General features: G+C 50.7%; 13 protein-coding genes. All 13 read right to left on the minus strand.

The window, feature by feature from the left end; all coding sequences use genetic code 11:
* Window positions 1-8 precede the first annotated feature (8 nt).
* The 13 genes from JW883_03290 to JW883_03350 all read right to left on the minus strand — a co-directional run bounded on the left by JW883_03290 (window position 9) and on the right by JW883_03350 (window position 14,159).
* On the minus strand, window positions 9-1,739 hold the full coding sequence (locus tag JW883_03290; GenBank protein MBN1841292.1) for a cache domain-containing protein: 1,731 nt from the start codon (window positions 1,737-1,739) through the stop codon (window positions 9-11).
* Window positions 1,729-2,088: a helix-turn-helix domain-containing protein gene (locus JW883_03295; protein ID MBN1841293.1), complete on the minus strand. Its 360-nt coding sequence runs from the start codon at window positions 2,086-2,088 to the stop codon at window positions 1,729-1,731. The genes JW883_03290 and JW883_03295 overlap by 11 nt, the downstream gene beginning before the upstream one ends.
* A gap of 348 nt (window positions 2,089-2,436) precedes the next feature.
* Window positions 2,437-2,961 carry a methylated-DNA--[protein]-cysteine S-methyltransferase gene (locus JW883_03300; GenBank protein ID MBN1841294.1) on the minus strand — a complete coding sequence of 175 codons (525 nt, stop codon included), beginning with the start codon at window positions 2,959-2,961 and terminating at the stop codon, window positions 2,437-2,439.
* Between the two features lie 69 nt (window positions 2,962-3,030).
* Window positions 3,031-4,275 (minus strand): DUF2088 domain-containing protein, encoded by a 1,245-nt coding sequence (locus JW883_03305; protein ID MBN1841295.1) that lies wholly within the window; start codon window positions 4,273-4,275, stop codon window positions 3,031-3,033.
* Between the two features lie 194 nt (window positions 4,276-4,469).
* Window positions 4,470-5,318 (minus strand): 3-hydroxybutyryl-CoA dehydrogenase, encoded by an 849-nt coding sequence (locus tag JW883_03310; protein ID MBN1841296.1) that lies wholly within the window; start codon window positions 5,316-5,318, stop codon window positions 4,470-4,472.
* A complete protein-coding gene (locus JW883_03315; GenBank protein ID MBN1841297.1) occupies window positions 5,312-5,590 on the minus strand; it encodes a hypothetical protein in 279 nt (92 codons plus the stop codon). The genes JW883_03310 and JW883_03315 overlap by 7 nt, the downstream gene beginning before the upstream one ends.
* 194 nt (window positions 5,591-5,784) lie before the next feature.
* Complete coding sequence (locus JW883_03320; protein MBN1841298.1) at window positions 5,785-5,970, minus strand: 4Fe-4S dicluster domain-containing protein; 186 nt, start codon at window positions 5,968-5,970, stop codon at window positions 5,785-5,787.
* 156 nt (window positions 5,971-6,126) lie between these two features.
* Window positions 6,127-7,008, minus strand: a complete 882-nt coding sequence (locus JW883_03325; GenBank protein ID MBN1841299.1) for a hypothetical protein — start codon at window positions 7,006-7,008, stop codon at window positions 6,127-6,129.
* Between the two features lie 267 nt (window positions 7,009-7,275).
* Entirely contained in the window at window positions 7,276-9,552 is a 2,277-nt protein-coding gene (locus tag JW883_03330; GenBank protein MBN1841300.1) for a cysteine--tRNA ligase, read from the minus strand.
* Between the two features lie 202 nt (window positions 9,553-9,754).
* On the minus strand, window positions 9,755-10,171 hold the full coding sequence (locus JW883_03335) for an HIT family protein (protein ID MBN1841301.1): 417 nt from the start codon (window positions 10,169-10,171) through the stop codon (window positions 9,755-9,757).
* Window positions 10,172-10,427: 256 nt separating this feature from the next.
* Entirely contained in the window at window positions 10,428-11,441 is a 1,014-nt protein-coding gene (thiL, locus tag JW883_03340) for a thiamine-phosphate kinase (protein MBN1841302.1), read from the minus strand.
* Window positions 11,442-11,563: 122 nt separating this feature from the next.
* Window positions 11,564-13,408 carry a thioredoxin family protein gene (locus JW883_03345; GenBank protein ID MBN1841303.1) on the minus strand — a complete coding sequence of 615 codons (1,845 nt, stop codon included), beginning with the start codon at window positions 13,406-13,408 and terminating at the stop codon, window positions 11,564-11,566.
* 115 nt (window positions 13,409-13,523) lie between these two features.
* On the minus strand, window positions 13,524-14,159 hold the full coding sequence (locus JW883_03350; GenBank protein ID MBN1841304.1) for a dTMP kinase: 636 nt from the start codon (window positions 14,157-14,159) through the stop codon (window positions 13,524-13,526).
* Between the last annotated feature and the right edge of the window lie 201 nt (window positions 14,160-14,360).

The following is a 14,360-nucleotide window of genomic DNA, read 5'->3' on the forward strand; positions in this document are numbered from 1 at the left end:
CCTTGGGATCAGGCCTGCAGGTGCGTGCTTCCGGAAAGGAGCTCCGCCACCTGTTGTGGCGCCTCGTATTTGGGTTCTTCTTGGAGAGTGGTCAACAGATCGTTTACTTCTTGCTTCAGCTCCACCATGCGTTTTTCCCTGGCTACGGAGTCAGAGAGCAGGACCTCAAGGCGCCGTTTTGCCTCAGAAACCTCGGCAAGCGCCTTTTCCGACTTGTCTCTTTCAGCCTCAGCGTTCTTCAGGGCCGCTCGTGAGGCTTCCCTGGCTAGGGACAACTCCTTTACATGCACATTGAGACGTCTGTCAGCGCGCTTTTCTTCGGTGATATCAGTTGCAACCCCCTCGATGTAGCCGTCTTCCGGATAGATGCGGGCCGTGTAGCGGACCCAAAAGACAGAACCGTCTTTTCGCGTGATACGTGCCTCGAAATTGTTGACCTTCCCGGTCGCCTTAAGCAAAGCCAGCATCCGTTCACGGGTTCCAGGATCCGCGTAATGTTCTGATACGACATACTCAGCCGCAAACTCCTTGCTGGAATCATAGCCAAACATCCTGGCGATGCGATCATTACCTTCCAATACCTTGCCGTCCTTGATCCTCGTTCGAAACAATCCCACCTGGGCATTATTGAAGAGATTCCTGAATTTTTTCTCGCTTCCCCGCAAAGCCTTCTGGGCGCGTTTCAGATCTGATATGTCCATGAAGCAATCGATGATGTGTTCTCGACCGTCCAGTGTGACGGGAATCGCAGTCTTAAGAATCGGCAAGGCATCTCCCTTTGCTGTAGGCAGAACGCTTTCTGACTGGCCCAGAGCTTCTCCGAGATCGGTGATGGGGCATTGTCCGACCTCAGCGGGGCATATGCACTGGTGACAGACCCGGCCAATAATTTGTTCTTTGGGGACACCTACCATTTGTGCTCCGACAGGGTTTATATCAATGATCACATGTTGTTCCACATCGATAACCGCGACTCCCATTGGCACTGATTCTAATATGGTCTTTAAACGCTCTTCGCTTTCCCTCAGTTGCTTTTCGGCTTTCTTGCGCTTTGAGTCGATCTGCAAACTGCGCCAGACGATGTATATTGACAAGATCGCTATGATTGCCAGGATCGCCAAGGATACCAGTGTCAGTTTTCGGGTGATGGATACGATCTCGGTCCGAACATCTTCAAGATAGATGCCCGTGCCAATGATCCAGCCCCATGGTTCAAACTTTTTCACGTATGACAGCTTAGGCACAATTCGGTCAGGGTCGTCTTTCCATTGCCACATGTAGTCAACGTATCCATCGCCTGTGTCTCTCACAGCATTAACAAAGGCCACAAAAAGACGCTTGCCGTTGGGGTCGGAAAAAGCTGTCAAGTCCTTGCCATCAAGGTCAGGCCGATAAGGATGCATGATCATGCGGGGATACATGTCATTGATCCAGAAATAGTCTTTCATGTCAGGGCCATATCTTATGTTTCGAATATGCTCTATGGCTCGCGCCTGGGCCTCTTCGCGCGTCAAACGACCCGCTTTTTGCTCAGATTCACAAATGGAGAATGAACTCCATGCCGCTTCGGTCAATTGCCGGATCATCTCCCTTTTTCGTTCTATGATATTGGCTTTCAAGGTTGGGAGGACAATCAAGTAGATGGCGGAGATGAACAAGACAATGCTCAACATGGATGGCACAATGATCCGCATTAAGGGTGTTTTCCGCGGACTGCTCCCGCGCCGCCTATATGTCATCGTGCGCCTCCTGCCTCCAGCGGTTATTAGTTTGCTGGGCGCCAGAGAGCGGAGCTTGTTCATGGAAGGCCAATTTGGTGGATCCGTTTTCAGGCCACGAGAAACTCCCATGGCCTTTCCGGTTACTCGCGGACTGCCCTGAACGTGCATGATCTTCATTATTCATCCATTCAGGGACGGGCAGTTTATAGTATGCCAGTATCCTGACCGCTTCCTTGACAGGGACCTTCAGGTTCTGGCCTATGTGATAGGCCCTGATATGGCCTTTCTTGATCCAGTTTCGGATGGTCTGACGCGTGACCCCCAGCAAAACCCCCAACTCTCGTGTAGATACAAATTTATTATCCATCTGTTTCATTGCTCCTATTGATTTGTGCTTTTCCCGTTTTGCCGGTTTTTCTGCAATAGGAGTGCCAAGGGGAACACACTGCAGTGAATTTCAACCTAAAGGCCGGTGGGAAGGGAAGTGTGGGCAAAGGCGATACAGGGTGGCGGGGGATCCGTGAATTGAACAAGGCCCGCACAGCTGGACCAAGAAACCTGTCAAATGAGCAAGGTTGCGTCAACAATTTGACACGACACGGTTTCCAATTTGACGAACAAAAAAAAGCCCTGTTAGGGGCCTTTCCTAACAGGGCCAAAAAGGAGGTATGAAGGAAGGGAAGGAGGAGAAACTTCAACCTCTTTTCATAAGGAGTTAATAGCAATTATTATGCCACAATGCCGTTATTTTTTCCAATGCCAGCATGCGCATCTTCAACTCTGTGCCGCCCGAAAACCCTCCGGGTGACCCGTTCGCCCGAACGATGCGGTGACACGGGATGAGCACCGGGAAGGGATTGCGGGCAAGCGTGGTTCCCACAAATCGGCAGGCCCTTGGCCGGCCAACTTGTTCGGCTATTTGACCATAGGTTAGAGTTGATCCACGGGGAACAGCGCTTACAGCTTTCAACGCTAAGAGTTGTAAAGGCGTGAGGCTACTCAGGTCCAGGAGTCTCCAGGGAGGCTCCAAAGGGGAACCGTTAAAATAGGCCTGAATATCCTGGCAGAGATTAGAGGCCTCGCGCGTGCGTGCCGCCGAGGCAGGACCTGTGCCCAGTATGTGTCTCTTGAGGAGGCTCTTTTTGCTGTGAGGCAGAAAAACCCGTTTGACAAGGAACGGCTTTTTTGCAAACAGGATTCCAGCATATCCGAATGCTGTAGGGAATATATAATAATACATCTTGTTAGATTATGAGTAATCCCAGGGCGCTGCCGTATAGGGCCGGTTCTATCGCTAGTTGGTGATTGGTTACGCCAGATTGTCTTTTTCATCAAAGGCAATGGGTTCCCATGAGCTCACTATGCTGAGATCGGGATTGGACAGGACTTTTTCTTCAAGGACCCGTGATACCAGCAAGTTGTCAAGGGCCAGGGTGTTTTTGATACGAACGATCCTGGCTTTTTCGGGCTTTACCTGGCCGATCGTCTTGAGGCAGCTTTCCAGGCATTGGCGATCTGTCTCAAAGTGCATGGGAATTGCTGCCTTTTCAGGAGAGATGGCGGTCAGGGCATTCACATAAGTCTTTTCAAGATCCAGGGCGTCTACGAGGCGCTGGGTTGTAAAGTCTGCCAGCCCGATTCCATTGCCGTTTCCGTTTGTTTCTGGACTCAAGTCTCTCACAAATATCCGTTTCACGTGAGGGGCCTTGAAGAAGTCACCCACGATATCCCGATGCCTGCCGGTTACATTGGAGTCCATGCCAATACCGCTGATGTCCTTGCCCATTTCATCAATGATCAGTATGTCGATTGGGTCAAAAGGGATGCGGGGCATCATGAAGCGGGCATCTTCCAGCAAGGCATGTTCTGCTTCAAACCAGTTCTTTGCTTCTACAGCACAGGTTCGGGCCACATCCTTGTAGCCGTCTTCTACTATGGCAAGCCCAAAAAGGACGGATTTGGTTTTGAGTATGTGACGCGCCGCATCTTGTAAGATGTCAAAGGTATTGTGGACTGCGGCGCGGTGGTAGAGGACAGCTCCTTGCCCCTTGCCCAGTCCTATGGTGAGTATTTTGGTGAGGCCACTCTCAATGTAGCCGTCAAATTTTGTGTGAGGTTTCACCCTGTTGATTACGACAATGTGATTAGCCTCGGCTGCACGCCTGTCCATGACCAGAGGCATGCCGATATCCAGCTTGCCGATCTCGACAACATCAACTCCGGCATTTATGGGCACACCCATGGACGACTCTGTGATGCCCAGATTTGCCAGAACCGAGATCTCCCCTTCTGTTGTATTGCCTCCGTGGCTTCCCATGGCAGGAACAATGAATGGCTCCAGGCCTCGCTCCTTGAGGAACCTCACGCATTGATACACAATGAGGGAAATCTGACTGATGCTTCGACTTCCCACGCCAATGGCTACAGACTCCCCGGGTCTTGACGATATCTTTGGCACAAGGCATTGGAGTTCTGTCTCCACTGCGGGAGAAACATTTTCAACCTTCTTCGCATGGAGTTTCTGCCGTACGAGGGCCATTTCAGGGTAAGTCAAAGGGGGCCTCCGTCGATCTGATCATGGGTTACATAGAGTATGCGAAGTGTTTACGGGCAAGTTTCCTGGTACAGCACAAAGGTTGGAGGAGCGGCCCCTTGGGCCTTGAGGTTTGAGGCAAAAGGGCCTCAGGCGATCCCTCTCTGACCTCAAACGTGCTGCAGCCCGATCAAGCAGTCATGAGATAAAAAGTTTCAGTATATATAGAACCCCCTCCCTGTTTTGCGGCCGAGATATCCGGCATCCACGTATTTCTTGAGAAGAGGACAGGGTCGGTATTTGGAATCTCCAAAGCCATTGTGAAGGACTTCGAGGATAGACAGGCACGTGTCGAGCCCTATCAAGTCTGCCAGCGCCAGGGGGCCCATTGGATGATTCATGCCCAGCTTCATGACCGAGTCAATGGCTTCGGCTGTTCCCACACCTTCATACAAGGCAAAGATGGCCTCATTGATCATGGGCAGGAGGATGCGATTGGATATGAAGCCCGGAAAGTCATTGGCTGCAACCGCCACTTTTTTGAGCCTGACAGCCAGATCTTTGGTAGTTTCAAAGGTCTCTTCAGATGTGGCAAGTCCCCGGATGACTTCAACCAATTTCATGATAGGCACGGGATTCATGAAATGCATTCCAATGACCTCAGGGGGTCGTTTCGTGGCAGCCGCAATGCGTGTGATCGGAATGGAAGATGTATTGCTTGCCAAGATACAACCCGGCATGCAGATCTCATCCAATTGCTTGAAAATATCCAATTTTAGGGCTTCGTTTTCAATCACGGCTTCCACGACAAAATCCGTATTTCCCAGGGCGCTAATTTCAATCGTGGTTTGTATCCGTCCGAGAGCTGCTTTTTTTTCCTCTTCACTGATGCGGTCTTTTTTTAGGAGGCTCGACAGGCTCTTCTCAATACTCTTCATGCCGCGGTCCAGAAAGGCGTTTTCTATGTCATTCATAATCACGGATAGTCCGTTCATGGCAGCCACCTGTGCGATCCCCGCGCCCATCTGGCCCGCTCCCACAACTCCGATTTTTTGAATCATGATTCTCCTCCGTGCAACCAGGGTTTTTCAAGTGGTGACAAGATATAGATCCCCTCTTCGTTCTTTTTGTATCCAAGATCCTGCAAGTCCTTTTCGCTCTCAACGCGAATAAGGTGAGGCATCATTTCTTCCGTCTCTTCTCTACTGAAATTGTAAACATGGTCCTCCAGAAAAACATAGGCCGGTTCCATGCCGTGAGCAGGCTTTACGTAAAAGGGATACTCATAGGCATCAACGCCATTGGCTTCGCAGCGGGCAATAGGTTTTTCATCCATAGTTGTACGTCTCCTGCGGGAATAAGTCTTTACAACACAATTGAAGAGAGTGGATAACCTAAGGCTCAATCGGATAGTTGAGGAGAGGGGTTGCGCAAGCCTGCAAAGAGCAGCCCTCCCGCCCGTGAGGGCGGGAGGGCTTTGAGTCGATTTCTTGCCGTATCAAGGACGAGATACGAGCCGTCTGCTTTACATTATGTTTCTTCTACAGTAATTGCCCCTTGCTCACAAACCTCGACGCAGCTTTCACAACCCAGACACTCATCTGCGTTCACGGGCTCGGATTTCTCATCTTGGAGCTCGAAAACTTCCACAGGACAGACTTCAACACACTCTCCACAGCCCGTGCATTTGTCTTTGTCCACTGTCGGCGTAAACATAAGATCAACCCTCCTTTCTCATAGTTATTTCACTAGGTTTTACGTCCAGAACGGTGTTTTAGCCCTCTTTTCTTTTTCGTTGTGGCCTATACACCAATTAGGCGAGGCCGTCAAGTTTTCTTGGAAATTTTTTATTATTTCCTAACCCCGGAATGCTCAGCCAAGTTCCACCAAGCCGACCAAGCCGTTGGTGATGCCTTCAGCTTTGTTGCCTGGTCTGTCCGTGCCACACCTGCGGCTCAGCAGGCTACAAGCTCCCTCATGGGGTACCAAGTACCAGCGAAAAGAGGCTGTACGGTCAGCCGACTTGGTTCGGGAGTTTTCCCGGCTGTGCACCGTGGCCTCTATTTGATGACCTGCCTGATCAGTATGCCGTTGTGTTTCGTCGTTCCATGGCGTCGTGAGCAGCGCATGAAGGACCTTCCGAATAAGGTTTTTCCACTGGACTTGATCCAGAGACGGTTGCGTGATGGGTATTTCAAAGTTCAACACCTCGGCCTTTTCTTCCACGCAATCGAGAAGAAAGGCCAGCGATGAGGGAGAGTCTGTCAAAAGAAGGCTCAGTTCAACGGGGTCTTTCTGAAACAGGTGGTTCCAGGCAGCCATGCGATTTTCTATCAGGAACTCTCCCAGGTCTTGCTTCGATGCCAAAAACGGTTCTTTAGAAACCTGACTGTGGCCTTCTTCAGGTTGGCCGATATCAAAAAGGGCTTGCAAGGCGTCCTGCTGCGCTTTGACTTCCTTTAACTGCTCTTGCAATTCCCTGGATTGCTGGTCGAATTCCTGGGCCAGGTGGAGAAATAGCTGGAGAGCAAGGTCTGTATTCCCGGATTTATCCACGTCGTTATCGGAGAGGCCCTTTATTTCAGAGACCATTTTCGGAGTCACGGGATCAACCGGGGCAATTTTGCCTCCCATCTCCTTCAGATAGGCCAGATCAGCATCTTGATTCAAGAGACCCCATGTCTTCCAGTGCCTCAGTTCAGCCATGAGGGCTTTCTCATCGATGACTTCTGCAAAGGGGGTATGGATGTCCAATAACCCCTTGTCAATCCACGGCCGCAGACCCTCTTGGGGTGCAGAACCCACGGGCCGGTAGAGAACTACACGGTGAAAACAGAATGAAAGAACCTCCACCAGTGAGGGCGTTATACAAGTAAACGGGAAATATGTAGCAGATAATAAGGGCCTCATCATAGACCTCATTTGTACAATAGTGATATCGCATGCATAATATGTGATACACGATGCCAGATGCCGGATGCCAGTCGAACATAGAAGGCATCAGGTATCCGGCATCAGGGATCAGGATCCAATCTTCTTATCCTTAACTTCCACTCCCATGTTTTTGATACGCTTCCTGATCTCGTCAGCAAGGGCCCAGTCTTTCTTGCCTCTTGCTTCTTCTCGCTGGCGGACAAGCTCTTGTATGTGGGCATCCGTTGCCGGTTCTTTGAAATCAAAGATACCAAGAATCTCATTGATCTTCTTAAAGGCATCCTTGATGCGCCTCGCGCCAGTTTCATCTACCTCTTTTCTAGCCACTAACCGATTGATTTGTCTAACGATCCGGAAAATCGCCGCCATGGCGGGGGAGATATCCAGGTCGTCATCCATGGCATCTGTAAAACTGGTTCTTATGTCGTAAAGAAGCTGGTCCAATTCACTGAAAGGTCGTCCACCTTCTAAGCTGTTTAACATGTGCACGCATTCGTCGAGCCTGCGGATAGCGCCGTTTGCCTGATCGAGAGCTTCATAGGAAAAGTTCAGAGGTTTGCGGTAATAGTGAGACAATAGCCAATACCGAATAACGCGGCCGCTGTATCCTCGGTCCAAAAGGTCTCGAACATACGGCATGTCGGGTCCTGCGTGAGCCTTTTTCCCACGGGAAAGCACCAATTCGTTGAGTATCCAATAACGTGCAAGGGGTTTGCCGGTGAGGGCGCTGCAAACGGCTACCTCATTTTCATGATGGGGGAAAACGAGGTCCCGGCTGCTTGTATAGATGTCAAAGGTCTCCCCGAGATATTTCAAGGCCATTGCGGCCGACTCAATGTGCCAACTCGGTCTTACATTGCCCCAGTCGGTCTTTGTATAGACCCCCCGCCTGAGTTCGGAGAGTTTGGCCCTCTTAAAGAGTGTAAAATCCCTTGGGTTGGCTTTTTCGTACTCGTCCAGGTCTACTGTGGAGCCGAGCTTGATCTTGTCAAGATCAATGCCGGAAAGTTTGCCGTAGTCCGTGAATCTGGATATATCAAAATAGACAGATTGGAGCTTCTCATAGGCAAACCCTTTTTCAAGAAGCCTCGCAGTCAATGCCACCATATCGTCAATGTGTTCACTCGCTCTGGGATAGTGTGTGGCAGGTTTGACACCCAAGACCGCCATATCTTGGAAAAAGGCTTGCACATGCTGGTCAGTGAAGGGTTTGATCTCCATGCCTGCCTGCTCAGATCCCTGGATGGTCTTGTCATCAAGGTCCGTGATGTTCACCACATGGGTTACTGCATATCCCTTGTATTCGAGATAGCGACGGAGAAGGTCGGCAAGGACAAAACGGCGACACTCTCCGATATGGAGGCGATCATGCACTGTTGGACCGCATGTGTAGATGGAGACGTTCCCGGGGCTAAGGGGCTCCAGGGGATCCTTGGTGCGAGTGAGTGTATTGTAAAACCTCAGGTTAGTCTCTTCTCGTACAGCAAAGAGGGATGTACTCAAGTAGCGATCGCCACCATCGGGTAAAATAACCACCACCACGCCATCGGACATCGGTTTGACCTCTTCCAGCGCAATTGCCATTGCAGCGCCGGAACTCATACCGGAAAATATGCCTTCTTCCCTGGCAAGGCGGCGGGCCATTTCAAAGGCCACTTCATCATCCACATTTACCTTTTTGTCAAGGCGTTCCTTTTCATATATCTCAGGCCGATAAGACTCCTTCATGTTCTTAAGGCCCTGAATCTTATGACCAAGATAGGGTTCAACACCCACAATCCGGATGTCGGGGTTGTATTGTTTCAATCGCCTTGACGTTCCCATGACAGTGCCCGTGGTTCCCATGGTTGCCACGAGCATCGTAATTTTGCCCTGGGTTTGTTCCCATATTTCTGGCCCGGTGCTGTCGTAGTGGGCCCGCCAGTTCGCTTCACTGTTGAACTGATCGGTCATGAAATAGGTTTCGGGGTGTTCCCGGGCCAGGCGATAGGCCTCCTCTATGGCTCCGTCCGTGCCAAGACGCTCTGCGGTGAGACGGATTTCAGCTCCCATTGCGTGAAGGATCTGGCGGCGTTCCACACTGGCAGATTCAGACATGGTTAGAAGAAGGCGGTATCCTTTCACAGCACAGACCAGGGCCAGGCCTATGCCCGTATTGCCGCTGGTGGCCTCCAATACGACCTTGCTCTTTGTCAAGGCGCCGGATGCCTCTCCAGCTTCGATCATGGCCCTGGCGATCCGATCTTTTATGGAACCGCCGGGGTTGAAATATTCAAGCTTAGCCAGGAGAGTAACTTTGGGGTTGGGCTGCTTGATTTCAACCAGCGGTGTATGGCCGATGTTGTCTAGGATGGAATGCGTCATTCGCTATTTAGTGCTGGTAAATCGTGATGCCGGATACCGGATGCCAGATGACGCGTGGGAATCAAGAACACCATTATAGAGACATTTTTCAAGGGCTACCCACGTAATATTTTTTTTGAAACTTTGTTCTAGCATAGAGCACGGATCTGGTATCGGGCGTCAGGCATCTGGAATCCATTGTCAGATTTCCGTTCCACGTTTTTCAATTCGCGATTTCGGATTTGATCTGATCCGCCAGTTCCTTGATCTTTTCCATGTCGCCCGGCGCCAGATTCCATTGCGAGACGGTTAATCCGTCCCCGGACCACCTGGGAACAATGTGCACATGAAGATGTGGCACAACCTGATTGGCAGCTTCGCCGTTTAGCTGCAATATATTGATCCCCTCAGGGGCGAGCGTCTTCTGAACAGCGGCCGCTAGTTTATGCGTGGCAGACATGACCGCTAAAAAATCGGCTTCAGTTATTTTATGGATGGTAGCGGCATGTGCTTTCGGGATAATAAGAAGATGGCCGTCATTCAGAGGGTTTATGTCCATGAAGGCTAGTGTCCTGTCATCCTCATAAATCTTCACAGACGGGATCTCACCGGCCACTATTTTACAGAATATGCAATCCATGGCTGACCTCCTCGCAAAAAAGAGTTCTTAGTATACCAAAAAGCATGAAATCGCAAAGAGTGTAAAGTTTATTTTTAGAAAAGGAACAGGCCCCAGTCAAGAAAAATTCCAGATCCGCCACGGCAATATTAAAACAAATACCGGGGCTTCGAGAAAAACTGTCTTATCCAGGTCTATTATATTGGCCACCATAAGGATGTTTACGAACAATTCAGACTTCTATTGAATAAGCTCAGTGAACCAAAGTGTGCCAAGTCTAAAAGTGAACATACCCGCCGGACTTGACAGGCACCTTCCCGTTTTCTGTCTCAAGCCGGATGCCGTCGTTCTGGACGATGGCGCCTATTCTCACCGGCGATCTGCTTGTGACTCTTGCGGCGAGAGATAAGATCTGGTTTCTTCCATCACGGGAGGCCGCAAATAACATCTCATAGTCCTCACCGCCATGAAGAGCCCACTCGACGGGGTTTTTTCCTGTCTCGGCGGCCAGTTTCAGCAAATTGCTCGACATGGGTATAGAAGACCCCTGGAGCTCCGATCCCACGCCGCTTTGCTCGCAGATATGGCCAAGGTCTTTGGCAATACCATCTGAGATATCGATCATGGCGTGCACGAGACCACTTTGTGCCAGGGCTTTCCCCAACTTAAGTGGAGGCATCGGTTTTTGGTGGGCTTGCACAAGGGATTCGTATTCGGGAGATACATCAAGACCTTGGTTTTGAAGGAGAAACAGCCCTGCGGCTGCATTGCCCAGCGGGCCGGTCACCCACACGTCGTCTCCGACCCTGGCTCCGGAGCGGTACACGACGCGTTCTTTCAGGCAGTCTCCCAGCAGCGTTATCGTAACGACCGCAGATGAAGGGCTCTCCACCGTGTCCCCTCCGGCCAGGACAATGCCGGTCTTATCGGCAAGTGTCTTGAATCCTGCCATGAATGATTCCAAAAAGCTTACCTTTGTCCCTGACTTCAAGCCGATAGAGAGAAATGCTGTGTGTGGGGCGCCACCCATGGCGGCAATGTCGCTGATATTCGCGGCAAGGGCCTTCCAGCCAAGGGCCTCCGGGGGCATGGTATGGGCGGTGAAGTGGATCCCTTCAATAAGAGTGTCTGTTGTTACCAAGAGAACGCTGTCTCCCGCGGTTTCCAGGACCGCGCAGTCATCGCCGATCCCCTTTTTCAAGCGAGATGGTAGTTCTTTGGGGGCATTCGCCTCCATAAGCCGGATAATGCCAGCCTCGCCTAAGTCACCTAAGGTTTTGTTTCTCGTCATTGTTTTGAAACAGATGGCCTGGCCAAGTAATGAAATAGCTCAGCAATTCAATGTGATCCGCCCAACGTCCTGTTAAGCACAGGGTCAATAGCCCTCATCTCAATAGGGCATGATGACTCCCCTTATGGACCCAGGGCATCTTCCATTCTTCTTATCATTTCGGCTGGTTTCAAGAAACCGGTGATCTTCAGGCTATTCAGTTCTTCTCCCTTGGCGCTCATGAAAACCACAGTAGGGAGGCCTGATATCTTGAACTTCCTTATCAGGTGGGTCCGTTTGCTGTCCGGTGATGTAGCATCTACTCTCACCATAGTGAACCCCTTTGATTTTTCTACAATCCTCTTGTCTGAGAATGTTTTGTGGTCCAGTTCCTTGCAGGCGGCGCACCAATCCGCGTAGAAGTCGATCAGGACGGGTTTGTTTTCACTTCGCAACTGTTTAATGGATTGATTGTCATAATTAATCCAATTAATGGCTCCTGACTTTCGTTGTAAGGCCCGGTCAACAAGAAATACACCTGCAAGGATGAGCAGGCAGCCGAAAATAACACGAATGATCTTAAATGCTCGACTGTATCCCTCGCCATGTTCCAGGAAGCCGAGCAAAAGCCCGCCGAAAATACCCAGGACACCCAGATAGAAACCCTGCTGGTCACTGGCCTGTTTTGCCTGTGGCACCAGGAAATATAGGGCCACGCCGATCAAGAGGACGCCAAAGAGCTTACGTATCCAGACCATCCACACGCCGGATTTCGGTAAACGGCTCAAGAGCCCGGAAGACACGGCCAGGAAGATATAAGGGACCCCCAGCCCCAAGCCCATGACAAAAAAGAGCAATGTGCCTTTTACTACCATGCCGAGCTTGGCGACAATGCCGACCAGCCCGATTATGATGCCGGCCGCACAGGGAGCAATAATTACTCCTACGGTCAATCCCATGACAAAAGAGCCAATGGCGCCTTGTCGTGATTTGCCCGCATATGTCATCAAAGACGAGGGGACCGTGATTTCAAATGCCCCAAACATGCTGGCCGCCATGGATAGAATAATGATGGTGACAAAGATCACAAACCAGGGGCTTTGGAACAAGAACCCCCACTGCCTGCCTGCAAGAGCGGAGATCAAACCCAGAATGGAGAAAACGATCGCAATTCCTGCTACGTAGTATAGAGCGAGAACGAACGTCCTCATCTTTTTTCGCTCACTTTGAGCCCCAAAGAAGCTGACCGTTATTGGGATAACGGGATAGACGCAAGGGGTCAGGTTCAAGGCAAGTCCAAAGAGGAAAAAAGCGATGACAGCATAGATGAGGCCTTTTTCAATGACCTGCTTGGCGTGTAGTTCATCCCTGCTTAAACCCTCCCCCTTTGAGGGGGAGAGTAGGGTGGGGGTGGAGGCTTTCTGTTCGAAGATATATTTGTTGATCAGCTTGATCGGTTCGTCTGTGTTCACAACCTTAAGGCGTATCTCAAAGCCAACAGACTTGGGCATGAAACAAGTCTGATCGTTACAGGCCTGATAAGCCAGAATTCCCGAAACCTTCACATCTCCTGGAGGAATATCATTGGAAAGCCGGCCCTGGGAAAAGATGGAAATTTTTCCGTTATAAACAGATGCCTTGCTTGTGGAAAAAGAGAATGATTTTAACTCTGGAACCGGATAACTTACAGGGCTCAAGGTAATCCCTTCCTCTTCATCAAACCTGACAACCGTTGGAACAAGAAACTGGTCAGTCGGGTTGTGGCTGTTTATGTGAAAGCCTGGTTTGATGTCTGCGATGATGGCTATCCGAAAGGACCCTTCAGGATGTATGGACTCATGAGATGCATAGGCTTCCACTTGTACGATCTCGGAATCCTTCGGGTTCTGTTTGGTCGATGAAGTAGCGGGCAGACCCAGCAAGAAGAGCGTGGCGGCACCCAGCAAGGTGAGTCTGACCGTCGAATTCATGATCAACTTAACCTGCACAAGATTTCTCCCCACGGTCGAAATGACAGAAAAAGGAGTAGGAGGTGACTATTACGGGTGGACTACCCAAAAAAACAAGTCAGAAATCAATTGACAACACAAGGCAGTGTTTGATTCAGGCACGGAAACTACTCAACACAACTTCTGTAACCACTTTGTGCACGGTTTCAGGGTCTTTTGACGCATCTATCACTCGAAAGCGTTCAGGTTCGAGTTTGGCCATGGCCAGATAACCCTGGCGGACCTTTTCGTGAAAGGCCAGGGCCTCCTTTTCAAAACGATCTTCCCGAACGTGCGTTGATTGGGTGTTGATGCGCTCCCACGCCCGCTTCAGGCCAAGGTCAACCGGCAGATCCAGAATGATGGTGAGGTCCGGTTTGAGGCTGCCGACCACCATGTGATGCATTCGCTCAATGACTTCAAGATCAAAGCCCCTTGCGTAGCCCTGATACACGGTAGTGGCGTCAAAGAACCGGTCTGAGACTACCACCTTATTGGCTTGCAGTGCGGGCTCAATGATTTCACGGACGTGCTGTGCGCGGTCAGCCTCGTACAAGAGAAGCTCCGTTATGGATAACATGGAGCTGTGGCTGGAGTCCAGAAGGATGGCGCGGATCTTTTCCCCGATCTTGGTTGCACCGGGCTCCCGGGTCGTGATGCAATCATAGCCCTTTGCCTGCAGCACAGGCATGAGAAGCCTTATCTGAGTGCTTTTTCCCGAACCCTCAATTCCTTCAAAGGTAATAAACATTTTTCATTTTTCATTGATCACTTGTCATTGGTCGCCGACTTCGCCAGCCTACTCCGCCGAAGTGGCAACGGCTACGAAGGCCGGGAAGTAGCCTTTTCAGCCGTCGTAGCCAAAGCTACTATGGCGAAGTCGGCGGCTACGAGCTCTCCGCCCGCCTGCGGGCCGAAGCCTATGGCGGAGAGCCCGAAGGCTACGGCCCGC

The organism is Deltaproteobacteria bacterium (assembly GCA_016930875.1).
GTDB lineage: Bacteria > Desulfobacterota > Desulfobacteria > Desulfobacterales.

Excerpts from the sequence above, each read along its gene's own strand:
- thiL (MBN1841302.1), bottom strand. The coding sequence starts at position 11,441 with ATGACGAGAAACAAAACCTTAGGTGACTTAGGCGAGGCTGGCATTATC.
- JW883_03335 (MBN1841301.1), bottom strand. The coding sequence starts at position 10,171 with ATGGATTGCATATTCTGTAAAATAGTGGCCGGTGAGATCCCGTCTGTG.
- JW883_03300 (MBN1841294.1), bottom strand. The coding sequence starts at position 2,961 with ATGTATTATTATATATTCCCTACAGCATTCGGATATGCTGGAATCCTG.
- JW883_03350 (MBN1841304.1), bottom strand. The coding sequence starts at position 14,159 with ATGTTTATTACCTTTGAAGGAATTGAGGGTTCGGGAAAAAGCACTCAG.
- JW883_03290 (MBN1841292.1), bottom strand. The coding sequence starts at position 1,739 with ATGACATATAGGCGGCGCGGGAGCAGTCCGCGGAAAACACCCTTAATG.
- JW883_03295 (MBN1841293.1), bottom strand. The coding sequence starts at position 2,088 with ATGGATAATAAATTTGTATCTACACGAGAGTTGGGGGTTTTGCTGGGG.
- JW883_03315 (MBN1841297.1), bottom strand. The coding sequence starts at position 5,590 with ATGGATGAAAAACCTATTGCCCGCTGCGAAGCCAATGGCGTTGATGCC.
- JW883_03330 (MBN1841300.1), bottom strand. The coding sequence starts at position 9,552 with ATGACGCATTCCATCCTAGACAACATCGGCCATACACCGCTGGTTGAA.
- JW883_03320 (MBN1841298.1), bottom strand. The coding sequence starts at position 5,970 with ATGTTTACGCCGACAGTGGACAAAGACAAATGCACGGGCTGTGGAGAG.